The 26,874-nt window shown below is 43.0% G+C and carries 21 protein-coding genes and 1 pseudogene; 15 read left to right on the plus strand and 7 right to left on the minus strand.

The features are described from left to right. The first annotated feature begins 11 nt into the window (after positions 1-11). The 4 genes from J4N42_RS17010 (at position 12) to J4N42_RS17025 (ending at position 6,968) form a co-directional block, all read left to right on the plus strand. Entirely contained in the window at positions 12-3,539 is a 3,528-nt protein-coding gene (locus tag J4N42_RS17010; RefSeq protein ID WP_252033705.1) for a hypothetical protein, read from the plus strand. A 9-nt stretch (positions 3,540-3,548) separates the two neighbouring features. Continuing rightward, on the plus strand, positions 3,549-4,463 hold the full coding sequence (locus J4N42_RS17015) for an OmpA family protein (protein ID WP_252033707.1): 915 nt from the start codon (positions 3,549-3,551) through the stop codon (positions 4,461-4,463). A gap of 53 nt (positions 4,464-4,516) precedes the next feature. After that, positions 4,517-5,362, plus strand: coding sequence for a mechanosensitive ion channel family protein (locus J4N42_RS17020; protein ID WP_252033709.1), 846 nt, complete (start codon positions 4,517-4,519; stop codon positions 5,360-5,362). A gap of 250 nt (positions 5,363-5,612) precedes the next feature. After that, positions 5,613-6,968, plus strand: coding sequence for an EAL domain-containing protein (locus tag J4N42_RS17025; RefSeq protein ID WP_252033711.1), 1,356 nt, complete (start codon positions 5,613-5,615; stop codon positions 6,966-6,968). A 66-nt stretch (positions 6,969-7,034) separates the two neighbouring features. Here J4N42_RS17025 and arsB read toward each other — a convergent pair whose 3' ends face one another. From arsB to J4N42_RS17045, 4 genes are all read right to left on the minus strand, one after another. Further along, a complete protein-coding gene (gene arsB, locus J4N42_RS17030; protein WP_252034193.1) occupies positions 7,035-8,066 on the minus strand; it encodes an ACR3 family arsenite efflux transporter in 1,032 nt (343 codons plus the stop codon). A gap of 196 nt (positions 8,067-8,262) precedes the next feature. Continuing rightward, positions 8,263-8,604, minus strand: coding sequence for an ArsR/SmtB family transcription factor (locus J4N42_RS17035; protein WP_252033714.1), 342 nt, complete (start codon positions 8,602-8,604; stop codon positions 8,263-8,265). 116 nt (positions 8,605-8,720) lie between these two features. Next, on the minus strand, positions 8,721-9,353 hold the full coding sequence (locus J4N42_RS17040) for a lipase family protein (protein ID WP_252033715.1): 633 nt from the start codon (positions 9,351-9,353) through the stop codon (positions 8,721-8,723). Between the two features lie 231 nt (positions 9,354-9,584). Next, positions 9,585-10,355 (minus strand): YMGG-like glycine zipper-containing protein, encoded by a 771-nt coding sequence (locus tag J4N42_RS17045; RefSeq protein ID WP_252033717.1) that lies wholly within the window; start codon positions 10,353-10,355, stop codon positions 9,585-9,587. Positions 10,356-10,893: 538 nt separating this feature from the next. Here J4N42_RS17045 and J4N42_RS17050 point away from each other — a divergent pair. After that, entirely contained in the window at positions 10,894-12,402 is a 1,509-nt protein-coding gene (locus J4N42_RS17050) for a DUF3360 domain-containing protein (protein WP_252033719.1), read from the plus strand. 148 nt (positions 12,403-12,550) lie between these two features. Here the strand turns inward: J4N42_RS17050 and rcnR are convergent, their stop codons facing one another. Next, entirely contained in the window at positions 12,551-12,823 is a 273-nt protein-coding gene (gene rcnR / locus J4N42_RS17055) for a Ni(II)/Co(II)-binding transcriptional repressor RcnR (RefSeq protein WP_252033721.1), read from the minus strand. Between the two features lie 135 nt (positions 12,824-12,958). On the opposite strand from rcnR, the gene J4N42_RS17060 reads away from it, so the two are divergent. The 5 genes and pseudogenes from J4N42_RS17060 to J4N42_RS17080 form a co-directional block, all read left to right on the plus strand. After that, the gene (locus J4N42_RS17060) at positions 12,959-14,035 is read left to right on the plus strand and encodes a nickel/cobalt efflux protein RcnA (protein ID WP_252033723.1); all 1,077 of its coding nucleotides are present in this window, start codon (positions 12,959-12,961) and stop codon (positions 14,033-14,035) included. Between the two features lie 531 nt (positions 14,036-14,566). Then, positions 14,567-15,310, plus strand: coding sequence for a HupE/UreJ family protein (locus J4N42_RS17065; protein WP_252033725.1), 744 nt, complete (start codon positions 14,567-14,569; stop codon positions 15,308-15,310). 20 nt (positions 15,311-15,330) lie between these two features. Beyond that, on the plus strand, positions 15,331-15,993 hold the full coding sequence (locus tag J4N42_RS17070; protein ID WP_252033726.1) for a transmembrane anchor protein: 663 nt from the start codon (positions 15,331-15,333) through the stop codon (positions 15,991-15,993). 103 nt (positions 15,994-16,096) lie between these two features. Continuing rightward, positions 16,097-16,297 carry a DUF1289 domain-containing protein gene (locus J4N42_RS17075; protein WP_252033728.1) on the plus strand — a complete coding sequence of 67 codons (201 nt, stop codon included), beginning with the start codon at positions 16,097-16,099 and terminating at the stop codon, positions 16,295-16,297. A gap of 58 nt (positions 16,298-16,355) precedes the next feature. Further along, positions 16,356-16,496: pseudogene (locus tag J4N42_RS17080) on the plus strand (integrase); the annotation flags it as partial. Here the strand turns inward: J4N42_RS17080 and J4N42_RS17085 are convergent. After that, positions 16,491-17,447, minus strand: a complete 957-nt coding sequence (locus tag J4N42_RS17085) for a LysR family transcriptional regulator (protein WP_252033730.1) — start codon at positions 17,445-17,447, stop codon at positions 16,491-16,493. The pseudogene J4N42_RS17080 and the gene J4N42_RS17085 sit on opposite strands and share 6 nt — an antisense overlap. A gap of 93 nt (positions 17,448-17,540) precedes the next feature. Between J4N42_RS17085 and J4N42_RS17090 the strand changes: the two genes are divergently transcribed. The 5 genes from J4N42_RS17090 to J4N42_RS17110 all read left to right on the plus strand — a co-directional run bounded on the left by J4N42_RS17090 (position 17,541) and on the right by J4N42_RS17110 (position 25,545). Continuing rightward, positions 17,541-18,398 carry an SDR family oxidoreductase gene (locus J4N42_RS17090; RefSeq protein ID WP_252033731.1) on the plus strand — a complete coding sequence of 286 codons (858 nt, stop codon included), beginning with the start codon at positions 17,541-17,543 and terminating at the stop codon, positions 18,396-18,398. A gap of 558 nt (positions 18,399-18,956) precedes the next feature. Beyond that, the gene (locus tag J4N42_RS17095; RefSeq protein ID WP_252033733.1) at positions 18,957-19,661 is read left to right on the plus strand and encodes a hypothetical protein; all 705 of its coding nucleotides are present in this window, start codon (positions 18,957-18,959) and stop codon (positions 19,659-19,661) included. Further along, on the plus strand, positions 19,655-21,931 hold the full coding sequence (locus tag J4N42_RS17100) for a DEAD/DEAH box helicase (RefSeq protein WP_252033735.1): 2,277 nt from the start codon (positions 19,655-19,657) through the stop codon (positions 21,929-21,931). Before J4N42_RS17095 ends, J4N42_RS17100 begins: the two co-directional genes overlap by 7 nt. Positions 21,932-22,483: 552 nt before the next feature. Further along, entirely contained in the window at positions 22,484-23,524 is a 1,041-nt protein-coding gene (locus J4N42_RS17105) for an alpha/beta hydrolase (protein ID WP_252033737.1), read from the plus strand. Positions 23,525-23,730: 206 nt separating this feature from the next. After that, complete coding sequence (locus J4N42_RS17110; protein ID WP_252033739.1) at positions 23,731-25,545, plus strand: mechanosensitive ion channel family protein; 1,815 nt, start codon at positions 23,731-23,733, stop codon at positions 25,543-25,545. Between the two features lie 123 nt (positions 25,546-25,668). Here the strand turns inward: J4N42_RS17110 and J4N42_RS17115 are convergent, their stop codons facing one another. After that, a complete protein-coding gene (locus J4N42_RS17115; protein ID WP_252033741.1) occupies positions 25,669-26,601 on the minus strand; it encodes a LysR family transcriptional regulator in 933 nt (310 codons plus the stop codon). Between the last annotated feature and the right edge of the window lie 273 nt (positions 26,602-26,874).

Here is a 26,874-nt window from a genome sequence, read left to right on the forward strand (position 1 = left end):
TGGATAACGATATGAAGATATTTAAAAAGACTCAACTTGCAGTGTGCGTATTAACCGCAATACCTTTGATGGTTGCGGCAAAAGACACGAGCCAATTAGAAAAACTCGATTCTGATTCGACGGGCATTGAAGTCAGCCCCCATAAACAAGAAGACAGCTCCCGAATCTACTTAGAAGAGGGGGCAATATGGGCAAGTCGGGACATCATGCGTTTCGACCCTGTCCTAGATGTCAGTGTGGGTGATGAACTGGAAGTTGAAGACGGCAAGCTCAAAGATGAGGTGAGCTTTACCATTACCACTAACTACAGCTACTACATCACCAAGTATCAAGTAGAGGTTTTTCGTGGTGAGGACCGAAGCTTATCTCAACCTCTTGCGGTGATTGAAGGTGGAGAGCTTGCCAATGATTTTGATATTAGCTGGGATGGTAGCAGCGACGTCGATTACACATTTGCTCCGGGTAAGCAGCTACTGTTCCGACTAAAAGTTTGGGATAAAGACGGCAACTTTGATGTGACCACGGTTGGTGTCATGGATATGGTTAAGCCCGACTCAGAAGTTGAACTGGATCGAAATGAAAACGAAGAAGATAAAGGACGACGTTTCGGTAGCGCCGAACTGATGCGTCATAACATTCCGACGTCTTCTGGTCTCGCCAAATTTATTGGTACCGGGCTAAGAGGAGTCGATAAAGTCATTATTGGTGAAGACGAGTTTGATATCGAAGATGGTGAACTGTACGCCGAGCAGTTTCTTCCAACCGATGCTTATGTATTTCCAACCAAAGTGGTGTTCGATAATGGTGATGAACGTCGCTATCAGTTATATGTTCGCATTCCAGATACATACTATGCCCAAGCTGGTTTAGCGGACTTCTACATTGGCAACAACCGTGTAACAGGCAATACCGGCGCGCTAGGGGTTAACGAGCAATATCAGGACGATATCTACAATCAAGGGCGTATTGCGTATTTCGGGCAAGGTAAGTTTGGTGACAAATTAAGGCTTACCACTCATTTTGACTCCAAAGACGGAGAGATCAGCGATATTTTCAAGCACCCGTTCGCTTCAGATTCGTCGAGCGTGTTCGATATTTTAGAAGACGATGACGAGCTTTATTATGGTGACTACGGAGACAGCGCGAATATTCGTCAGGAAGTAAACACCAAGGGTAAGGTTTACTTTGATTTAGAATATGACAAATCGCAAGTGATGTGGGGCAACTACAATACTGGTCTCACGGGCACGGACAACAACGACTACAACCGTAGTATGTATGGCTTTAAAGGGGACTACCGAACCCTTTCCACCACCAAGTTTGGTGAAGATAGGCTGAATATCGTTGGTTTTACTTCTGAAGCCGATTCGCTTTACTCCCATGAAGAATTCCTAGGGACAGGCGGCTCTTTATACTTCTTACGTCATGGTGAAGTAGTCCCAGGGAGCGACAAGGTTTACATCAAAGTCGTTAATAAAAACAGCGGGATATCAGAAAGCGAAGTCCCGCTTGTGTCTGGTCGTGACTATGAAATCGACCCTTATCAAGGGCGGATTATCCTAACTCGCCCTCTGAACAATATTATTTCAGATAACTTCAGTAGTGTGTTGGACGACTTTCCAAGTGACGGGTACGACAACTATCTTGCAGTGGATTATGAATACGTACCGCAAGGGAGTGATGCTTTGGATTCACTCGCTTACGGTGGCCGTGTCAAAGGTTGGGTGAACGATTATGTCGGCCTAGGTGCTTCTTACACCACGGAAGAAAAAGATAACCAAGACTACGAAGCTTACGGCACTGATGTGACGTTGAGAGCGACCGAAGGGACTTACATCAAGGCCGAGTTTGCTCACAGTAAAGGTCGCCAAACGGATTCTAACTTTGTTTCCTACGATGGTGGTCTAACTTTTACCCCAGTGGGGGAGTCCTTAGAAGAACGTGAAGGTGATTCGGTACAGGTAAAAGCCGTTGCGAACTTATACGATCTAGCTCCAAACATCTTTGGTGCAGTGGGTAATGATGTGAAAGCTTGGTACAAATCCAAAGATGCGGGCTACAGCTACGCCAGCCAGAGTGATGACTTAGAACAAGAATCTTATGGCACGGAATTAAGGTTTCAAGCAACCGATAGAATCAGCATCGCGACTCGTTATACCTCGATGCTGGAAACAGAAATCGACGGCGACGTTAGAACCGACAGTGAACAAATTGAAGTCGAAGGCCAGTTAAAAGTGACTGAGCACATTAAGCTGTCGGCTGCGGGTAAACAAGTTGAGGAGCTCAACAACGATGGCCTGAAAGGTAAAGGTTCTCTTGCTGGTGTTCGGGCTGATTATATCTGGGATTCAGATACCAGCGTCTACATTAAAGGCCAAACAACGGTCGACAAAACCGCGGAATACGATGATAACGACAGCGTCAGTGTTGGTGCTGAAGCAAGAGTCTTCGACGACTTAAAACTTGGCGCCGAATACACCTCAGGCGATCGCGGTACGGCAACGGAAGCAACTGCAACTTACGACGTTACCAGTGACTATTCCACATATGTGACGTATGTGGATGATAACTACGAAGGTCAAAACAACGTAATTGTCGGGCAACGAGCAGACCTAACATCGAGTGTGGATTTCTACCAAGAAAATCAGTTCGTTGACGAAAACAATGGTAAAGGCCAAATCGACTCTTATGGTTTTGGCTATGACATGAATGATGATGTCGACTTCGGTATCGGTTATCAGCAGGGCGAAATAGAGAAACCGATTGGCGAGGGGAGAAAAGAAATCACGGAACGCAGAGCCGTTTCTTTCAATACCTCAATTGATCTCGATGATATTAGTTTTAAGCACAAGTTCGAGTACCGTGTTGATAAGGGGAACGACAACGTCGACGCAGAAAAGAAACGTATCGATCAAATCGTTACGACAAACCGTTACACGCACCATCTCACCGAAGAATACACGCTGTTTGGTAAGTACAACTATTCGAAATCGGTGAGTAAAGAAACAGATGAAACACTGGTACGTTTTATCGAAGCAACGGGTGGATTAGCTTATCGTCCGATTTACAACGATAGGCTCAACTTACTGACGCGATATACTTATTTGGTCGATTTTGACCAGTTAGACCGCGACATTGATTATACCGATGAAGAAAGCCACATTATCGAACTCGAGGGAATCTACTCCTTAGATGCCCACTGGGACTTAGGGGCAAAATACGCTCATAAAGACAAGCGTGAAGCTTTTGAACGGGCTTCAGGCACGTTTGAAATCGTGGAAAGCAATATCAACTTATATGGTGTGAATGCTTCGTATCACATTATGAAAAACTGGGATGTGACCGGCGAATATCATTGGAAAACCGATACGCTCAATGAAGAGTTAGAACATGGTGCATTGCTCTCTTTCAACAAGCACCTCTCTGATAACTTTAAGGTGGGTGTGGGCTATAACTTCTCTGGCTTTGACAGCAATTTAGCCAATGACGATGACTACGATGCAACTGGCTTCTTCTTGAACTTGGTTGGTAAAATTTAAGGAAAGACGATGAAATCTGCATTAGTTCTGACAGCAATAATGTCCGTTTTACTGGTGAGTGTTTCTGGTTGCTCGACAGATACTTACGTAAGCAAAGAAAACATAGATAAGTTTGGTGAACCCAATGTGGAGAAGTTTCTCATTCGGGAATGTATTGTTCCCGAACGGGATATTCGAATCGCAGTGGCAGAACATTTTGATTTCGATAAATCAGAGCTCAAACAGCAAGACCATGCAGCTATCGACCAGCTCATTGATAGTATTAAGAAGCTACATGGCCAAATTGCGATAGTCGGCCACACTGATTATCAAGGCGCTTCTGATTATAACCAGAAGCTTTCTCTGCGTCGGGCACAAGCCGTTCAAGCTTATATGCAGTCGAAATTGGATGCGTCTCGATATGACTGGGAATTAAAGCACTATGGCGAATCGAAGCCGATTGCCGAAGGCACCACGCTTGCCGCAAACGCTGAAAACCGCCGAGCCTACATTGTGTTTGAGCAAACTCAGACAGAAGAAGAGAACCCATTTTGTGCACCGCCCGAGCCAAAACGAAAGGTGTTTGTTGCTATGACGCCTCACTTTGGCTTTGATAAGTCGCAAGTGACGGATCTAGATAAATCATCATTAGATGAGTTTGCCGATAATTTGGTTGGCTTAAATGGCCGTATTTTAATTGCTGGTCATACCGATTACCAAGGTTCAATAAGTTACAATGAAAAACTTGCAAAGCAGAGAGCGCAATCTGTGTTGCAATATTTGCAAACCAAACTAGACCCAGCTCAGTTTGTGTGGGAAGTTAAATCATTCGGTGAATTGAATCCCATCACTCAAGAGCAAACCTTGGATGCAAACGCACTCAATAGGCGGGCGGTGGTGATATTCAAAGAAGGAGAGTTACCAGAACTCCCTTCTCCACAGTAACAAGTTGGAAACTAAGGGGCTTAATGCCCCTTTTTGTATAAAGGGAGTAGAGCATGGAGAAAGTGTATTTAGCTGTTGATTTTCTTCTCACTCACAAATTGATTTTTACCTTGCTGATCATCATGTTGATCTCTTTGGTTAAGCGGATTGTGCTATCTAAAATTCGTGGAGAAGAGGCCTTCTTATCAGAAGACCAGCGTAAATGGATGTCACGAACTAAGAACGGAACCTTTACGATTATTGTCGTATTGCTGTTTATGTTGTGGCAATCCGAGATCAACGAGTTTGCGCTTTCTGTGACGGCGATTGCGGTTGCGATAGTCGTGGCATCGAAAGAAATCATCCTGTGTTTCACAGGCTCTATTCAGCGCGCGAGTTCACGCTCATTCCGTATTGGTGATTGGATTGAAGTCGGTAAGTTGAGTGGTGAAGTGATTGAACACAACCTAATGGCAACGGTGATCCAAGAAATCGACTTGTCACATGGTCAGTATCACTACACTGGTAAAACCGCGACACTGCCGAATAGTATGTTTTTCACGTATCCGGTGAAGAATCTCAACTTCATGAAACGTTATGTCTACCATAACTTCTCTATTGTCGTGAAAGACTTCGTTAACCTGTACCCATTGCTTCCTGAGCTCACAGAAAAAATTGAGCATCATTGTGAAGACTTTATTGAAGTCGCAAGGCGTTACAATAGTGTGATTGAAAAGCATGCAGGGGTCGATTTACCGGGTTCTGAGCCGCATATTGAAATAGGCAGTGCACCAACCGGAGAGCAAATCGTCCATTACATGATTTTCTGTCCGACTGAAAAAGCCTCACATTTGGAACAAGAGATCCGAAAAGATTTCATGGAAAAATACCACGAGGTATTTCCCGAACAAACTCAATAGATTAAAGGAGCATTCGCTCCTTTTTTTGTGTCGGAATAGTCTTGTTTTTCACTATCAATATTCATCTTAACGACAAATTTAATTTGATAGACGCAAAGTGAATTCGCGGCTAATGTGCGCCCAATTGCTTAGCTTGATTAAATGCCACTCAATAAGGCTTAAATTACATGTGGTGCAAGTGAAGCAACTTACGGTGGATAGGGAGAGCAAACACCAAAGAGCACGGATGCGACACGTCATCGGGCATTTAATGAAAACAATGAACCCTCCAACCAGCTATAAATCTCGTTTAGTTTTTACAGGTAACGCGTACCTAAGTGGCATCATTAACGCAACTGTGATGCTGTTACCTATCTTTGTTTTGTCTCTAGGGAGCATTCTAGTCAGTTTGCTTCTACAACTTGTTGGTACGCCCAAAAGTGCGGAAACTTTACTGTCTGTTAGCGTGCTGATATGGCAATTGTTCCCAGTGTTGCTGGTGATCTATTTCTCGCTTTATCTTGCATCGGTCGACCGTAGCGCTCGCGTGATTATTATTCTGGCTTCATTTGTGATTTCAGAGCTGATGGGGTGGGTAACTTTGTCGGTACTGAGCGGCGAAGTGTACATGCAATATTCGTATATCGACTTCGCATTCGAGATCGCCATTATTCTATTGGTAACGCCTTTGTATTATCCGTTATGTCGTTTGGTCAATCGCACATCAAACCGATTGAAGATAACGTCTAAGCCGGTGTTTGAAGAGTGCATGTCACTGCCTGTATTAGGTACTTCGCTCGATAAAAAAGGCTTCTTTCCTGCGTTAAATGGCAGCTTTGCAGCTAAAAAAGAGATCAGCGATTTGATGCGAGAAGGGGACTTTGAGCTTTACTACCAACCTCAGTTCGATACTAGCCACGGCTGTGTGAATGGAATGGAAGTGCTACTGAGACACCGCTCTAAAACAGGCGTCATCTCTCCACCGTATTTCTTGCGCAGCTTTGCCAAACTCGGGTTGATGAGCGATCTGGATTTATGGGTAATTGAAACTGCACTTAATGAAGTTTCAATTTTCTCGGACAACCCGAATTTTAGGGTGTCGATAAATATATCGCCGGAAACCTTTTTGGTATCAGAGTTTACCGAGCGAGTGGTAGATTTGATCAAGCGAAGTGAACTGAACTTTAATCAGGTCGAGTTTGAAATTACTGAAGACTTACTGATCCAAGATGAACAAACGACATGGGAAGTGTTAAAAGAACTAAGAACACTTGGCATTTCGATCGCGTTGGATGACTTTGGGGCAGGCTACTCTTCAATTGGTTACCTGACTAAATTCGAATTCGATAAGGTGAAAATTGACCGCCTATTGGTGCAGAACCTAAAGAATCGTAACGGTAGAGAGATGTTCCGGCTGACGAGTAAGCTTGTTCGACTCACTGGCGCACAAGTGGTGGTTGAGGGTGTAGAGAGTGAAGAAGAAGTGGACTTCATGGCGCAGCAAGGCATTCATTGTTTGCAAGGTTTCTATTTCTTCAAACCTATGCCACTGGCGGAAATTATTGAATCGGTGACATTCTGCCAACACTCAACGAAAGATGAAAACTACGAGTTTTACTCCCTATAAATTGGTCTCTTATAGCCTTTATCTCCTAAAACAGTAGAGCCTCCGCATAGGAGGCTCTTCACTTAGCTAGTTTGTTGCTGGAACAAAATACTTCTGTTTCATTTTGAGTGCCACGTTAACTAAGGCAATGAGAACAGGCACTTCGATTAGCGGGCCAATAACCCCGGCAAAGGCTTGGTCCGAATTGATGCCAAATACAGCAATCGAAACAGCAATCGCTAGTTCGAAGTTATTGCCTGTCGCGGTGTAGGCGATGGAGGCGTTTTTGTCGTAAGGAATCCCCATTTTCTTACCAACAAAGAAGCTGACGAAGAACATCAACACGAAGTAAATAGCCAGTGGAATCGCTACGCGAACCACATCCATTGGCAACTCAAGGATCATTTCACCTTTCAAGCTGAACATCAAAACGATGGTGGCGAGTAGGGCGATCAAAGTAATTGGCGATACGCGTGGAATAAAGACTTCGTTGTACCACTGTTCACCTTTCTTAGCGACGAGGATTTTACGGCTCAGGAAGCCCGCTAAGAATGGAATACCTAAGTAGATGAATACACTCTCTGCAATATCGGCGATTGAAATATCAACTGCGAAGCCTTGGTAACCAAACAGTGGGGGCAATACCGTGATGAACAGCCAAGCCATGAAGCTGTAGGTGACAATCTGAAATGCACTATTGAGTGCAACCAACGCTGCACCATACTCTTTATTACCGCCACCGATGTCATTCCACACTAGAACCATCGCAATACAACGTGCTAATCCAATTAAGATAATGCCTGCCATGTAACCTGGGTGATCGCCAAGAAATGTCAGTGCTAAAACAAACATTAGGATAGGACCGACAATCCAGTTCATCACAAGTGATAGCGCGATAGCTTGCTTGTCTTGAGTGACCTTACCCAAAAGGCTGTAGTCTACTTTAGCCAATGGCGGGTACATCATTAGGATCAAGCCAATAGCTAGTGGGATGTTAGTGCTGCCCACAGACATCGCCTCATTGAGCTCTGCGACTTGTGGGTAAACAGCGCCAATACCTACGCCGATCGCCATTGCGACAAAAATCCAAAGTGTTAAGTATCGATCAAGAAAGCTCATTTTTTCTGAGGTGCTAGTGGACACATCAGGCTTGCTGGACGAATGTTGATTTGAAGACGGTTGAGCATTGTCTGACGGGTGGTTACGAGTCGCCATAATGTTTTCTCTTCGTTTATCGTCGAAAGACGATTGGTTTAAGTTTAAAAAAGCTGGATAGTTGTCATTCATCCAGCTAGAAAATTTGTTTAAAGCTGAGTTAGTCGAGAATCGATACAAACAAACTTTGAAATTGTTCTATCTTGTCGCGAGCAACTCGATAACAGACTTTTGGCGGATTAGGCTCTGCAATAATAAAGCCCGCTTGTTTCAAAATTCTTAAATGTTCAGAAACAGTCGACTGAGCTAATCCTAATTCAGACACTAAATCACTGTTTAAGCAGCCACCTAAGTTGTCCAAAGTGATCAGTATTTTAAGAATTCTGACTCGAGCCGGATGCGATAGCGCCTTGGCTAATTGCGCGAACTCTTGTTCATTCGCTATGTCTTGCTCACTGGACGCAAATGCCTGCTGATTGGCGATACTACATTGAGATGTCATGCTGTACTCATAGTTAATCGTCGAATTGCGATTAACTATACTCCTGACTTTATTGAGTTGCAAGTGTGAAGAGAGCGAAACTGCCTAAGAGATCTTCAGCAGGTGAGAGGCGCTCATTAGACGGTGGTGGTTTGGCGGTGCTTAAACAGCCCAAAGCGAATAAAATGATCAATCTGATTTGGCACGTAGTTGGTGTAAATCATGGCAGTGTGGCTACCACGAATTTCAATGTGATCGGTCATGCCTTCGATTTTCGTTTCTTCCACAGTGACGGTACCGTCTGACATATGGCCATTACCCATCAATAGTGGACGCAAGCCGACAGGTGTGGTGCCGGCAATGCTACCGAGTTTTTGAGGAAACAGCCAAACGTCGTCGTGTTCATCTAGCCCGTAGTGAGGGGAGTTACCCAGCAGAGCACCAAAGCCCATGTCTTGAATTTTCATTGCAATAGAAGCTCCTCTAAGCGGTGAGCCTATCGCGACAACGTGGGAAATGCGGTTTGAATTGTTTGGTCTGGCAGCGAGGTAGTGTTTGATCATCAAACCACCGAGGCTGTGTCCCACAAGGATGTTTGGCGTATTAGGGGCAAGTGCGTGGTCGATTTGATTGAAAACCGTTTCTTCGTTGATAGAGAGTGTGTTGTAGCTGATCACGGCGCTGTCATAACCGAGCTTTTGCAGCTTTTGGCTAAGGGGCTGCATGACCATGCCATGCATATACAGACCATGCAAAATTATTACTTTCATTCACACCTCTAACGACCAGAATTACTCAATCTATAATGACATAAACGCTAGGCGGGGAAAGTTAATTGATCACAAATAGTGGTTAACTTTCAGCAAATTATCGAATCGAAATGTAAGCAAATCTTGATAGGGTATTTTGTCACGCTTTAGGCGCACAAACATGGAATTGCTTTCGTCTTGATACAAAAAAAGCCAGCGTGTAGCTGGCTTTCGATATCAGAGTTACGAAGGTTAACCTGCGCGGTTGAAGCGGAAAGTCTGTAGCTTCTTCTCTGCGCCATCGATGTACGCGTAAGTGTCGATGATCCAAACATTGCTGCCCGCAAAGCCCAGTTCTACACGGATATCCGCGCTTGGGATATCTTGGTAAATCACATCATTGATGTTGGTTGGGTAGAACTGGTAACGATTAGCTTGCGGCTGAAATTCACCTGCAAAGTTAACTTTTACGTCTTTTGCGTTGTTAACCAGATCTAGCTGGTAGCCTTGGTCTTGTGAGTAAGAGAACTGCGCCGAAATGTTCACGCCTTGGTCATTAGACAGGTCAACATTCGCTTGGCTAGTTGTTGCCAGTTTACCTTCACCCGAAATAGGGTGCGCGTCTTTCAAGTCACCAGAATGGCTGCGAATAGATACATTCCATTCACCCACAAAGTTGTTTAGTTCGTCCCAAGTTTGTTTTTGGTTCGTAGCGGCATTTTGGTTGTTGTTACCAATGTTCGCAATGGCTTCGTCACGGCTAGAACCACGCATGTTTTCGCGGTTGTTTTGAATGTCGGCACCAGCGCCAGCAACACCACCAGCAACACCACCAGCAACAGCGCCTTTCATTGCTAGCTCTGCATCGCCAGTTAATGCACCAAGTGTTAGGCCTAGTAGTGCGCCACCAGCAGCTCCTTGCTTAGTTAGGGCATTCGGATCGTCTTCACCTGGAGTTACACACCCTGCAAGTAGCGGTAGAGACAGAGCAGCAACGAGAGAAGATTTAGTAAAAAGTTTCATAGTGAACTCCGAAATGGTTAGTAGTAAGCAAAGAAGCCTTGCTAATTCAACGGAGCTATTATTGAACGACGTTTTTTTGAGTTCCACTTATCTCGGTTATAACTGCTGGTTATCACCAAGGAAAACTGTAACAAATCGGTTCGCTTGGTAACAAAAACATGTTGCTGACAAGCGGCATTTAGCACTTGGATGAGTTTTAAATTTGCTCTAACAAAAGTGCAATAACTGAGCAGATAAAAATAGCTAGCGAAAGAGTCCAACTCTCACAGCGTAGGTTCCTGAATCAGTTCCATCGAATTCCACAACAAAGCCTATATTGGTAGCTGCACTCTACGACTAATGTCTAACTGTCTGAGGCTATTAGTGTTTTTTCGTTTGATATAAGGTACTAGCAACTGAATTTCAACGCTTGATAAAAACAGTCTTCGAGTTCTTTGTAGAAGAAAACATACCGACAACGACTCGCTTAGTCTTCGTTTCGTGAGTAGATAACGTTGGTTGGAAAACGCACCTTAGAGTGTGAATGAAAGGAATCAATATGAGCAGTACTTTAGACTCCGCACAAATACAAACAGATAAGCCTCAAGCCCATGAGGATGAACTCACCTACGAGCAACAACATAAACCAAGCTCAGAATTTGACTCACGGGAACAGTACCTAGAGCACGAATTACAAATCATGGCGCCTAAACGTTGGCGTCCTAATTTGCCGTTCAAAGATTATCGATTTGAGGTAGAAGATACCATTCCAGCGATGGCGGCGACCATTGGTAAGGTTGTTATGGTAGGGGCCATTGCAGCCACTTTTGCCGGCGCTCTCGGGTTAGGCGAAGGCTTCATCTTAGAAAACGTCCGTTATGAGCTACTCATCGCCTCTGTTTTTATTATTCTTTTCTCTGGTTTTTTATTGCCGACTGCTAACCTCGCAGGTACACACGGCCCACTTATCCCATTAATTCCTATCGTGGTTGCCGCAGGCGGTCATCCTATGGCCTTTGGTTTGCTAATTGGCGCTTTTGGATTGCTTTTAGCCATCAGTAAAGGGGGCAGTATGTTGGCCAACCTCACCAGTAAAGGCGTGTGTGGCGGTTTGTTGCTTTACCTTGGTTTTGTTGGAACTGTTTCTCAAGTTAAAAAGCTATTCGCTTGGGCCGAGGGAATCGGAATGAGCCATATAGCGTTCGTTGTGATCTTCTGCACCATTATTTTGTATGCCTTATTGGAACATTTTCGTAAGCGTTGGCTAGCCGTGCCTCTTAGTTGCTTGCTGGGTGGTACGTTAGCTTTCGCTATGGGAGCTCCTTTCTCTTTCCAAACCGAGCCTGGTTTACCCAATATGAACCCTATGTATTGGTGGGGCGAAAATACAGGCTGGATGCTAGGCCTACCAACAATTGAACACTTCATGGTGGTATTGCCATTTGCTATTTTAGCCGTAGCGATGTGGTCGCCAGATTTCTTAGGGCATCAAGTATTTCAGAAAATCAGCTATCCAGAGCGCACTGAAAAAGTGCACATGAACATAGACGACACCATGACTACAGCGTCTATTCGTCAAACGTTCGGCTCTCTGCTTGGCGGTACTAACTTCACGTCTTCGTGGGGGACTTATATCGTGCCAGCCGCAATCGCTAAACGTCCGATTCCTGCCGGCGCTTTGTTAACGGCACTGTTCTGCATTATCGCCGCAGTGTGGGGCTACCCAATGGATCTAGCTATTTGGCAACCTGTACTTTGTGTTGCGCTCATTGTTGGTGTGTTTGTGCCATTACTAGAAGCTGGAATGGAAATGACACGTGAAGGGAAAACCACCCAATCGGCTGCGATCGTTGTGTTTTCTTCCGCGCTAGTTAACCCAGCATTTGGTTGGTCGCTCACCATGCTGTTAGATAACTTGGGTTTAGTGGGTTGTAAAGAACGTAGCGGTGAACTGAGTAAAATGAGCCGTTGGGTGCTGCCGGGGATAATGTTTATTGTGCTAACAGGCGTAATGGCCTTGGTTGGCTTACTACCTGGGCTACCGGCGATTATCCCAAGCTTTCGTTAATCTTTAAATAAGGGCCACTGAATGTTTGGCCCTTTTTCTTATCTGCTTGTATCAAGTGTCACTACGTTAGAAGAGGCTTATGTGAATAATAAAACCTAATATTTATCTCACTCGTGTCATGGCGTAGATTCTGGTTGAAGCCGCTACACTATTTGATATAAGAATCCAGAACTTTTAGTACTATTTCCATATCTGCTTCACGTTGCTCTTTGTCTTCCTCAAGTACAACGTGCTCAAGCAAATGACCTTTGATCACTTCTCGCATCAAGCCATTTACAGCACCACGAATCGCGGCAATTTGCTGCAATACATCTTGGCATTCATGATCTTCTTCCAGCATTTTTTTAAGTCCGTTCACCTGACCCTGTATTTTACTGACTCGGGTGTTGAGCTTCTTCTGATCTCTGGTTGTATGCGACATGACTAATCTTCTTTATGTTACGGACTGAGCGATTCTAACCGATAATGTAGCACTCAATTTATACTGGGGGGTAGTATTTGATACTAGGGGGGAGTATAGTTTGCGTCAAATAAAAAACAGTAACAGAGAATTACAATGGATTTTGTCGCACTACTCCAACAAGGTAACGGGTGGTTCTTTATTCCCAGTGCCATCTTACTTGGTGCTTTGCATGGTCTTGAGCCCGGACACTCCAAAACAATGATGGCGGCTTTCATTGTCGCGGTTAAAGGAACGGTCAAGCAAGCAGTGATGTTGGGATTAGCAGCCACACTTTCTCACACCGCCATTGTGTGGTTAATCGCTGTTGGTGGGATGTATATCAGCCAGAAATTCACGGCTGAAGCTGCAGAGCCGTGGATGCAACTCTTCTCAGGAATCATTATTGTATCGACAGGTTTGTGGATGTTCTGGCGGACGTGGAGCGATGAACGTGCTTGGCATAAAGCTCATAGCCATGCTAATGAATGGACTACTCAGGTTGTCGATACTGGACATGGGCATGTTTCGCTCTCGATCACAGAGGAAGGGCATTATCACCGTTTCCAGTTGCGAACACTCCACGGTAAGCCTTTAGCGGTTGAGGGTGTCAAGATTTCAGTACCGAGTAACAACTCTCAATCTACTGATACCTATCATTTTATTGAGCGTGATGGATATTTAGAGTCGGCGTCCTGTATAGAGTTTTGTGATGATCTTTCTGTCACATTGATTATAGGGCACCACGATCATACTCATGATTTTGAAGTGCATTTTATTTCGGGGTCTCATTCAGAAAGTGAGAATAAAGAATACCAAGATGCTCATGAGCGTGCTCACGCTCTAGATATACAAAAGCGTTTTGAGAATCGAGACGTCACCAATGGGCAGATACTGCTGTTTGGTTTAACGGGTGGCCTGATTCCATGTCCTGCTGCGGTAACGGTTTTGCTTATCTGTTTGCAGCTTAAGGCCATGACACTTGGCGCTACTTTAGTTGTGTCATTCAGTATTGGCTTAGCTCTGACTCTGGTAGCTGTTGGCGTTGTGGCAGCCGTGGGTGTGCAAAAAGCAACATCAAAATGGAGTGGCTTAAACGATGTTGCGCGTCGAGCACCTTACTTATCGGGCGCTTTAATTAGTGCTGTAGGCCTGTACATGGGTATACATGGGTATACGTCACTGATGAGCTGAGATTAGTTTTGAATCGACATAAATAAGCAAGTGGCTGTTGATATCTCAACCTTGTTATAATATAACAATTATTATTCTTCTCATTAACAACTATTTATCTCAATGCTGGCGATGGCGTATGGCTTCTAAAGCAATCACACAATGTATTAGCTTATTAATGCTACTTATTGTCGCATTAGGTACGACTACGTCTGCGATAGGTGAGTTTCGTTCTCATGGTCTGTCGCTAACGTCTGTTATAGATGGTAACCACGCACATTCCCATTCATCCAACCATTCTCATAATGTCGATGATAAGTATTTATTTCAACATGATGCGAGCAATCATAACCACACGTATGACAGTGCAACACTAAAAGTGTTGAATCATTCTGTCCTTACTAGCGTGGTTGTACCCACTTATGGCAGGCAAGCCAGCGGAACTCCTATTCACAAACCCTTTAAAATAGAACGTCCTCCAAGGCCTTTGTTGATTAGCTAATAACGCCGCATTAAGCGGCTACAAATAATTCAACAAACAACGGAGTTATTATGAACTTACTCTCTTTACGCGAAGTGAGTGCGTTGCCTATCGGTACGGCGACGTCGCTTCGTAAGGGGATGCTCTATCTCACTCTCGCCTTAACCATGGTGATGAGTACGGATGTTTTTGCTCATGCTGTGGCACAGGGTGACAAAGGTTATATCCAAGAAATCACAGGCACCAATCTCATTTCGTTTATGTATCTAGGTGCGAAGCACATGGTAACAGGATACGATCATATCCTGTTTCTGTTCGGTGTGATTTTCTTCCTCTACAAAATGAAACACATCGCATTGTATGTGAGTCTTTTTGCTTTCGGACACTCGTCTACCATGCTGCTTGGCGTGTACTTCAATATTGGTATTAACAGCTACATCATTGATGCCATCATTGGGTTATCTGTTGTCTACAAGGCAATGGATAACTTAGGTGCGTTTAAGCGGTGGTTTGGTGTGCAGCCCAATACCAAACTCGCTACTTTGTTATTCGGGTTCTGTCATGGTTTTGGGCTGTCGTCCAAAATCATTGAATATGATATTTCTCCTGACGGATTAATTCCTAATCTGCTGGCGTTCAACATCGGTGTAGAAATTGGGCAGCTGATAGCCCTTGGCACCATTTTGATTGTGATGGGCTTTTGGAGGCGACATAGCAGCTTTTATCGTCAAGCCTATTCAGTCAATGTCGTTATGATGAGCTTAGGCTTCATGCTTATCGGTTATCAATTAACGGGCTATGTTGTTGCTCAGTAAACAGAAAAAAGGAATCAATCATGTACAATACAGATATGCCAAACCGTGCTGAGCTACCAACAACGAAACAGCTTGTTCGCTCAACCTTTATTGCGCTAGGGAGCGCCATGGTACTGCTCATCACTGTTATTTTGCCTGCGGAGTACGCTATTGACCCAACAGGAGTGGGTAGAGCACTGGGCTTAACTGAGATGGGTGAGATTAAAGCTCAGCTAGCCCAAGAGGCAGCAGAAGACCAAGCTAACAGCGCAGTCGTAGCCGCCACAAAAACGGTTCAAAGTGAGTCTGTTAACACTGAACCTGAAGTGGTGCTTCAACAACTGGAGGTAAGCTCTCCAAAAAATGAAGTTACTGCCGAAGCTGAGCCTGTTTGGAAAGACAAAATTATGCTTTCACTTAAACCAGGGCAGGGCGCTGAAGTTAAATTGGTAATGGAAAAAGACCAAGTTGCTCAATTTGAATGGATCTCGAAAGGTGGTCCCGTCAACTACGACACTCATGGAGATGGTAACGGAAAATCGATGAGCTATAAAAAAGGTCGTGGAGTTCCCAATGACGAAGGGGAGTTGGTAGCCGCGTTTACTGGAAACCACGGTTGGTTTTTCCGTAATCGAAATGACAACGTTGTTATGGTTATTTTGAGAACGGGTGGCGACTATGCGGAAATGAAGCGAGTTCTGTAACTAAGCTAAGTTTAGCCTCTACGAAGGTGAGTTTCGTAGGGGCTATTTTATATGATTTTTTTGTAAGCAAGCCGCTTGAACATTGCCATTTGAGGTTAAAGGTATGAAAAAACATAAAAGTCCTTGCGTCGATCTGTGTGACTTCTCTAATCCTAAAGGTTGGTGCTTGGGGTGCGGCAGAACTCGTGATGAATGTCAGAAATGGAAAACACTTAAGCCTTATGCTCTGAACATCCTAAAGAAAGAACTCCAAAAAAGGATGTCACAAATGAGAAGTGAACTTAGCAAGTCCAATACAAAGTAATACCTGAGGATATCCGCAGCATTCTTTATTATTAGGGACACGGATTTAATTCTGTTCACTGGGCGTTTCAGCGAACTCTGCCCCTATAAAAAGGCCATTTAAGCTTGAAGAAATCTGGAGAATCAGAACTAGAATTGAGATTGAAAACAATGTGATGCAGCTTACATTGCTGAACCGAGTCATTGATGACAAGTTAAGATAGCGCTTGGCTAAAATCCTCTAATTTCTCTTTCACAAACTCGATAAATAACTGAGACTTCAAGGGTAGATGTTGTTTACTTTGATAAACCAGTAACATGCTTCGCTGCTGTGGGATCCATTCCGGCAGGATAAATTCAACGCTGTCTCTTTCTTGCTGATGTCTAAACAACGAAGCAGGCAAATAAGCAATACCAGCATGATTGAGAACGAATTGTTGAGTGATATTAAAGTCATCACAGATAACGCCATTCGTCTCGCCGATATCCACTACTTCACCCTCGTGTTCAAATCGCCAAGGTAGGAAATAACCATCAACATGATTTCTTAGCAATTGATGCTGAAAAAGATCGTTTGGATGATTAATTGCCCCCTTCTGAGCCATATACTCTCTGCTTGCTACCAGAACATAACGAACAGGAGAGAGTGTGAGAGCAATCATCGATGAGTCATGCAAAGGGCCAAGGCGAAAAGCAAAATCGATGTTCTGTTTAGTGAGATCTTGAAAGCGGTTCGATGAGGAAAGGTTAATCATAATGCTTGGGTATCGTCGCTGAAACTCAGCAAGCATTGGGGCTAGAATGTCCTGGCTAAATGCATGTGGAGCAGTGATGATCAAGGTTCCTTTGGGCTGTGATGAGAACTCTTCCGCTTCACTGTATAGTTCAAAAACCGTATCGGCTATCAGCTGTGCTTTAGGTAAAACTTGTTGGCCGAGCTCAGTCAATGATAACGCCCGAGTCGAACGGTTTAGCAGCTTACCACCTAGCTCTGATTCCAGTTGTTGTATCTTACGGCTGACCGTTGTTGTAGGAACGTTGAGTTCACGTGCCGCCTGAGCAAAACTTCCCAACTCTACAACTTTTGCTAATAGCAGTAACGACGATATCTCTCTCATCCGCTCTTCTTTAGTTTGCCCCGTATATGGGATATTGAAATTCAATTTAACCATCTAATCAACATAAATGGGATTATTTATAGTTAGCTCATACCAACAACAGTGCTAAACAATAAAATGGCACAGCACGCAAACAAGAGGTTTGAGATGGATATTTTAATTCTAGGCGCAACAGGTAACACTGGCTCAGAGGTTGTACGTCAACTTAAAGAAGCAAAGCAAGAGTTTGCCATTATGGCTCGAAACAACGGTGCAGCTGAAAAATTAGGCTTAAAAGAGTCGCAACTGCGTATCGCAACCTTTGATGATGTTGCCGCAATGACTAAAGCAATGTCTGGTGTGAAAAAGATCTACGTTGCGATGCCAGCAAGCCCAAGCAATAAGCAGTGGACTGAAAATGTAGTCGTAGCAGCAAAAGCCTCGGGTGTTGAGCACATTGTGAAACTATCTGGCATGGGTGCAAAAGCAGATGCCGGTTCAGAGATCATTCGTACTCACGTAATAACCGATGACATCGTTAAAGGGTCTGGTATTGCCTATACTATTGTTCAGCCAAACTCGTTCTTCCAAAACTTATATGGCAGCCTAGCCACCATTAACAGCATGGGCCAGTTCTTCTTGCCACTTGCAGATGCAAAACAGAGTGTGATCGATATTCGTGATGTCGCGGCAGTTGTCATTGCTGCACTGACTAAATCAGGTCATGAGAATCAGACCTACCTAATTTCAGGCCCAGAAACACTAACCTTTGCACAACAAGCAGAGATTTTAGGCGAAGCAGCAGGTAAAACCATTGAATATGTAGCCGTTCCGCAACAAGCAGCAGAATCAGCAATGAAAGAAGCTGGAATGGATGATTGGACAGCAGAAAAACTGGCAGAGATCCTCGCGTGGTTTGGTGAAGGCCACTACGCAGAAGTCACCAATACAGTTGAGCAAGTAACCGGTAACAAACCACGTAACTTCGCAGACTTCGCGGCGGAGTTTGCCCATGCCGTAAAGTAGCATTTCTCTGAAAAAGGCTTCGAAACTAAATAACGCCACACTTAAATAGTACAGTGTGGCGTTTTCTATATTAGATTGACTAGATGTAAGGGCTGAACCAGAACACTAGATGGTGTAACTGGAGGTTGCAGCTTAGCTTAGCGGCTAGAACAATATAAATCAGCCCTCATTCTTCTTGAGCTGAAAAAGAAGATTTTGAACACTTCACTAAGAATTTCACCGATACCAAAAGTTATCTACACTTCCTAATTTAAGTGATTAGTATAATAAGGTTTTGACCCTAAATGAGTAGTAATAAGCATCAGAGCGAATGAAGGGCAAAAGGCCAAACTTGATAGAGCTATTTAGTAATTGTTTCTGAGGATGTTTCCTCAATGGCTGAGGCTCCTAGATGTGATATTGATGAACGCATTTAATGAAATAAATCGTGATTTAAATCAACAATATATTGGGCTCATAAAAAATAACAAATGCTACTATACACATAACAGGTACTCTTGAATGATTGTAGTTTTAATTTTGAAGCAATCTTTCATATAGATTGGTTAGGTGATGCATTTGGACAAAATTGATAATGAATGGGGATGTACCCATTCACGTTACCACGATAGTAGCAACGTCAAAGCATGTATTGTGGCTGTTTCCGATTTAGACAAGATCTCTGAAAAACTAACGTCGGCGGTGCTTGATTCTTCATGGATGCTTGCTCTAGATAAAGGTACCAGAAGGACTTATGAGTATACAGCTAGAGAAACCGCTAATGCTTTAGTGGAGATCTTTAAGAAGTTTTCCGATGACCATCAATTAGGTGTTGAGTTTGGCGAAGTTATGGTTTCTATCAGTTCAGCTCGTTCACTATCAGTTGTCTTTGATCATATAGCATTACCTATCGCCGAGATATGGAAACCTCAGCTCAAACAAAATGAAGGTTTTGATTTCCACACCGAGTGTACTGAACAGTTAATTAACTTTGGTGAAGCAAAATTTTCAGGGAGTGTAAACCCTCATGGTAGAGCAATACCACAAGCAGAAGGCTTCATTAATGATGAAAAGCATTTTCGGGATAGGGCACATTTAGTCAATTTAGCGTCCAAAAAATCTATAGAGAATTTGGATGATGATAAATTTGGTGCCATAGCTGCATTTTCTATAAATTCAAAAGATCACGATTCAATAATGGATAATGCTATAGAAAGCATTCGGGAGTCTGGACTGTTTGAAAAAGTCCAATGTGCTTATGTTATCGGAGTTGTTGTATGTTAGATATTACATGTATTGAGGCAGATACTCGCCCGCAAGCTAGTGTTGGCGAGTTAATAGAAACACTTCATAAAGATGGCCCAGTAGATCGTGAAGTCATACAGGCGTTAACTTACTACAAACTTTTTCATTCTGATGTTTTTAAAAGCTTTGAACCTAAGGTGCTGTCAGTTCTTGGGTTGTTTTATAAAGATGAGAACCCAACAGACTTATATTCATTTTTATTGGCAGGAATTGGAAGAGAAAACAAAAAAAGATTTGGTGAATGGCTTACGCCAGTGCAAGCGAGTGTGCGATTAGCGGTAGAAGAAAATCGATACACTTCAATATCTGCACCAACCAGTGCAGGTAAATCTTTTTCTTTAAGAGATTACATTTTTGAGCAAGAGGAAGATAGTGTAATAGTTGTCCCATCTCGAGCACTTATTGCTGAGTATATGGCGACCTTGAGGGAGCGATTTAAGGACAATAAGCAGGTTATGATCTCTTCTTTTGTTGATTGTGTGTTTACAAGCAGAAAGTTGAGAAGAATTTTCGTTCTTACCCCTGAGCGCGCTAGAGAAATATTCTCACATAAAGAAAGATTGAATATCTCGTTATTCTTTTTTGATGAGGCTCAAGTATCAGAAGAAGCAGAAAGAGGGGTTATTTTTGATGTTTTAGTTAGGCGAGTTAAGGCTGCCTACCCAGAAGCAAAACTAGTATTTGCTCATCCTTTTGTTGATAACCCTGACGCCCAAATGAAAAAGCACGCGTTAGACGAGAGTCAGGCGTATTCTCGGTCATACCCTCATAATACTGTTGGCAAAGCATTTGTATTTGGTCACAGTAACAAGAAAGACTACTATTTCTCACCGTATAAAGAGCAAGGTCATCATGTAAAGAATAGTATCCAGCTGAATGAAAAATTTGAGAAAATTGCTTTCAATGGTGTTCATACAGTTCTGGTTTTTGTGTCTAAAGCGTCATTATATCGTGGGGACTTTATCGATGATTTTCAGAAGTATGTCGACAGATTTCGCTTAATTGAAGATGAATCTGCAATCTCTATAATCCAAGAAGTTGAATTGTTGATTGGAGCAAATGAGCAAGACCATCGTTCTAACCTTGTTAGTTTGTTAAGAAAAGGTGTGGTCATTCACCATGGTTCTGTACCACTTGAAGTGAGATTCTTGATTGAAGAATTTATTAGGCAGGGGCATGCAAAGATTTGCTTTGCTACTAGTACATTAGCGCAAGGTATCAACATGCCATTCGATGTTGTTTGGTTGGACAATATGAGAATGCAGGGTGGTGATGAAGAAGACAAAGCACTAGCATTCAAAAATTTGATAGGGCGTAGTGGACGACTGTCTAAGGGGGCAGTGTTTGATTTTGGATATGTATATACAAAGAATCCTATTTTACTTTCATCGCGTTTAAATACACCATTTACTTTATCTGAAGAGTCACTGCTCGAACAAGATATAGAAGGCTTGGATGATGAAAGAGAGCTTATTTCTTCAATAATCGAAGGTACATTTGATGAGGAGATGAATCTGCCTTTAACTAAAGTGGATAGACTCTCAACGACAAAAGCGCTAGAGCTAATGGAGTCCGTTTTATATTTTATGTATAAAGATGGATTTGGAGCAAAGCTGTTTGGCAGGGACAATAAAGAAAATCGGCTAGCTACAAAAAACTGTCTAAGGGCTATTTATGAAATATCGCTAGGCAGACCTTTGCTTCCTGGAGAGAAGAATGTCTTTGATACTGCAATCGAAATATTCTTTCATTTGATTCAGGGCCGAAGCTTTAAGGAAATTGTAGGAATAAGGTATAGCTATATTTCAAATAGAGGAAAAAACCAAAACTTATATGCAAACTTCACTCAGCCTGCGAATAAACTACCAGATAGTGGGTTATTTAATGAATATCCACTGTTTAACAATATAAAATCTAAGGATGTGAGTTACGATGCGGTCGTATTTGATACCTACGATTATTTGGATACGGTAATCTCGTTCTCTCTATCAGACGTGCTTATCGGAGCTTTTAGTATTTATCATAATCGGACTAAAGATACCAATGCGTTAAAGATGGTAGAGCTTTTAAAATACGGTACTAACGACACTGTTCATACATTGTTGCTACGGTATGGATTTCCTCCAGAAGAGATTAAAGAGATATCAACGTACGTAGAAACTATCTCTGAAGAAAATATCCTGTTTAAGCCTGATATTATTAGTTCCCCAGATAACGTGAGAGAACTCGTAGACTGGTATCTGCCATAAGGCTGCGGGGATCTGCTGATACATTCTACACGTAATTATCAATCTTATTTCGGGTGGTCTATCTATAATGTATGGCTCACTTTTTTCTAACTCCAAGTTAGACCCCAGAGCCGCTTGGTGTGTCCACCAAGCGGCTCTATCGTATCGTAACCCCCTAGCAATTTGCTCTTCGCTAGATAGGAGAGGAAACCTCATCGACCAAGTAGAGGATGGATTGATACGGAATACCGCTGTGGTGAGATAAGCCAATTTCACAGGTTCGGCTGTTACTGAATCCTATTAAGTATTTAGTCTGATAACTAAGAAGAAAAAGAAGGTTAAGTAACTTACGAATATTAGGCTGGTAGGTAGATATTTCATGTTCAATCCTCGCGTTGATGATTTGATCATGATTGGTTTCGTTAATATGAAATAGGAATTAGAGAAATTCATTATTGCCATATATCGGCAATCAAAATTGAATTTCTCTAATTCATAGTGTCATTGAATTTGGATGTGAATAATAGCCTCAGTTCGCCAATCACGGCTTTTAGATTCATAACCGGAGTTACTATGAAAACCAAATCACTACGCACTGTTATCCCTGCATTGCTACTCGGCTTATCGAGCACTGCGGTGTTTGCCGGAATGGAGCTGCAAGAACGAAAGGTTCCTACTCCAGCAGGTATATCGATCGAGTTTGCTCAGTTATTTGAGGACAGAGTTATCCCACCGGCACTTCCTGTTCCGAACAACACAGCAGAGTGGTTGGCGTTACAAACCCAATTTGATGCTCCGGGTATAAAAATGGCTCAACAAGGCCTAGAGCGCTTAGGTGTTACTTATGAAGCTAAGCAGTTTGCTGGAGTTGATACATTCTTTGTTACGCCGAAAAATATCGCCCCTGAATATAAAGATAAGTGGTTAGTACATATCCATGGTGGTGCGTTTGTTTTCGGTGGGGGCGAATCAGCGCTACGAGAGGCTATTTGGGTCGCCAATGGGCTTGGTGCTCAGGTGATCTCTGTTGATTATCGTCAACCGCCATTGCACCCATTTCCGGCTGCAATTGATGATGCTGTTGCAGTATGGAAAGAGTTAATCAAAACACAGTCACCGGAATCGACAGCGATTTTTGGTACATCTGCAGGCGGTAACTTAACGTTGGCAACGACACTCAAACTTCAAGAACTCGACCTTCCAGCACCTGGTGCACTGTTTGTTGGGACACCAGCCGTTGATCTTAAAGAAACATCAGATTCATGGTTAACGTTGCAAGGTTTAGATCCTTTAGGTCAGCGAGAAGGGCTTATTGAGGGGGCTTTCGATGTATATGCTGATGGAGAGGCACTTGATAACCCTCTGATCTCACCAATATACGCTGACATTGATGAATTCCCACCAACGATGTTCATTTCAGGAACTCGAGATCTCTTGTTAAGTGATACGGTTCGTATGCATCGATTATTACGTAGTGTAGGTGTAGAAACTGACCTGCATATATATGATGGTCAATCTCATGGTGATTATCTGAGTGGTATTTTGGTCGATATGCCAGAGTCTGAAGATGCTATTAGTGAATTAGGACAGTTCTTTAATAAACATATCAACTAGTTTTTCAACAAGCTAATCGTGAATCACATGGATGTGGGTGTTTATTTGGAGGATATAATGACAACGTTATTCACTTCACTTTTTAAATGTATATCTACGTTACTACAAGCTAATTATCATTATGCTCAGCATCAATCTGTCGTGGATCATTCTTATTCGCTAGCCCCTATGTTTTCCACGAAACAAAGTCATGATCGGAGCTCGTTGTGATAAGCCGCTTTTATTCGATGTTCGTAGCCGTCTTTCTAACCATACCCTTATGTCTAGCCATACCTAATGCGCTAGCCATTCCAAGTATTGGTTTAGAGCTCGCTGACACGTCCAGCCCCAAACATACTCTTTCGAGTTTCATCAGAGATTCGAGTGTGGTTATTGAGCATTGGCAAAATGAAACATTGGATGTCAAAGAAGCGCAGCATGCATATTCGCAAGTGATCAGAACCATGGACTTATCTATGGTCCCCAATCGCAGTCGAACGGTTGTTGTGATGGAGAAAATAATTCTTCTTCGTGAGTTGTTGGATCGAATTGATCAAGGTACTCATCAGTTAGTACCAAATGTCGAGCAAATAAAGGGAGAGGATATTGACCACTGGCGCTTAGGTAACACTGAGATCGTATTGTCTCGCCAAACTCTAGGCGATAGAACCGATCAGTTCCTATTTAGTTCTAACACCATTCAAAGCCTTTCTCGTTGGTATAGAACCATGTCAGTCCTTCCGTACTATGCCGAAGTACGTCCAGATTATTATCAGGAATTTCTGATTAGCCCCGGACCAATGTTCTCTAAGCAATTTGTTCTTTCTTTACCTTCATCTTTTAATCAACTTTATGGACCACTTCCCTTATGGCAATGGCTTGCACTTACTGGTGTTCTGGCACTATGTAAGGTGATGATAAAAATCAGCTTTTTGCTTGGTGAGCGTTGGAATAGCCGTTGGGAAGGTAAAGGCTTGAAATGGCGGGCAGGTCGACTGTTTTCGCTGGTGGGCGTAGTGAATTTGCTGTTTTTAGCAAGGTGGGTGATTGATGATGGTATATGGGTTACGGGTGGCGTTTATCAGTTGTTCACTACATTCTTCTTACTCACTCAGTTCTTCTTCGTCTCATGGCTTATTATGGCCATTTTCAACTATTTCGCTGATATTTATGTATTCAAGAAGCACAATGGAAAGCACGTAGATTCGTCACTGATAACTGTGTTAGCTCGTATTTTTGGCGGGTTGACGATCGCTATTCTTGGTATTTATGTCATCGAATTTATGGGTTTTTCAATCTCCCCGATATTGGCTGGTTTGGGTGTGGGTGGTTTAGCGGTTGCCCTGGCTATTCGCCCCATACTTGAGAACGTAATTAACGGACTAACGCTCTATGCTGACGGGGGAGTAAAGATTGGTGAGTTTTGCCGTTATGGGGATAAACTCGGAACCATTGAAAGTATTGGTTTGCGTTCGACTCGAGTCAGGACGCTAGAACGCTCCTTAATTACCATCCCTAACTCGGAATTTGCCAATATGGAAATTGATAATTTGGAACGGCGTGATAAACGACGCATGGAGCATGTGTTGAGACTACGTTCTGAAACCACCCTTGAGCAATTACGAGTACTGATCGTTAACCTGCGCCGGTTGTTGCTACAACATCCAATTATCGAAGAAGAACCTGTTCGAGTGAGGCTTATGGGTGTTGGGGAGTACTCTATTAATATTAGTCTGATGGCTTACATCAGTTGCCGTGACCATGAAGAGTTCATGGCTGTCCAAGAGGACATTCTGTTTTCGGTATTGACCCAAGTTGAGAGCGTTGGTGCGAAGATAGCTCATTCTACGCAATATCAACTTGTGGATGTAAATGCCAATGACAATGAGGAACAGAAACGAAAAGCCGAGCAGGTTGTGGCGCAGTGGCATGAAGAGCAAGCATTCCCTTTCCCTGATTTCAGTTTTGAATATAAGTACGAAATCAAAAACACCATTATGTATCCAGCGGTAACCTCTGCTGTGCGCTCTCCTTCCGTTTAAAACGACTCTAGCCACTATATTCTCTCTCAGCAATACTTCCCTAAAGCGACTAATGGAGCGCTTTAGGGACTGGAGTCTGTCATTGATGGATTTTAACTAAAACAAGGTTAGCAACTTTGCTCGCTATTGAGCGTCAGGTTGAACAACGCTATCAAAGTAGCTCTGCATGGTCTGATGTAATAGTTGATGAAGTGGAAAGCCTCTCTTCGATTGTAGGTAGCCTCCCTCTACGCCAATTTGGCGCATTTCTTTTGGTAGGTTAGGTAATGGGTAACAGCTTAGCTCTGGTTCATTTTCAGTCATATAACTGCTGCCAAAAGAGAAAGCGTCTGAATTTTTAAGCTTACTTCGCAACACCGTTAAACTATGTGTCGCTAACACAACATTCGCGGTGTAGCCTTTTGATAAATAAAGATCTTCGATTTTCGCTCGTTTGGTGTTGATACCATCAATCAAGATTCTTGTGATTGGTAGGTGATGAATATCTTCCCATTCACTGCTCTTGCTCAGCACTGGATGCTCTTTGCGCGCAATGAGGCTCAACTTTACTTCGGTGAGCTTATGCTGATAGATATCTTGGGGCAATGGGATACCTGAAAGTTGCAATAAGTAATCAACTTGTCCATTTAGCACTTCAGCCAAGCTTTTGTCTTGCCAGTAGACTAATTTAAAGCTCGCTTGCGGAAGTGCCTCATGTAGAACCTTAAAAATCCCTTCACCGTATTGCTCAATTAGAAATATGTTCAAAGCGATGGTGACTTCACCGCTAAACGTTTTTGGGTCAAAGTTGTGGTATGACTCAACCACCTTTATCAAAGGGGAGTACATTTCTTCGGCCGCTTCGGCGAGTTTCTCTGCCAATTCTGAAGGCTCTACGCCATGTGCTTTACGAAGAAAAAGCTGGTCGCCAAAAGTTTCTCTTAACTTCGCCATCCCTCTGCTGACACTGGTTTGCGATATACCCAGCTTGTCTGCTGCTGCATGGGTATTACGGGTTTCGACAACCGCTTTAAGTAACTTGAGCAGATTTAGGTCTAAGTCTTGAAGTTCTTTCATGGGTTCCCTTTTCGTAACGAAGTTCTAAAGCATCATTTAAGAATAAGGGAAATTGACGTTTGTTCAATAGCTTAGGAGAGATATGTGTTAAAGAATGTTTGATACAATTCGCAGGAGTGGCAACGTCCGTGTTGCTACATACTTATTAGTGTTTCCATCAGGGGGTTAATAGGTACTGACTATATGGCTCAGCAATAATAGTTTAGTTTTCAAAGTAACCAACATTTTTAAAAATTTAAACAAGGTGATGAAAATAGAGCTGCCTTTTTGTCG

Source organism: Vibrio sp. SCSIO 43135 (genome assembly GCF_023716665.1).
Classification (GTDB): domain Bacteria; phylum Pseudomonadota; class Gammaproteobacteria; order Enterobacterales; family Vibrionaceae; genus Vibrio; species Vibrio paucivorans.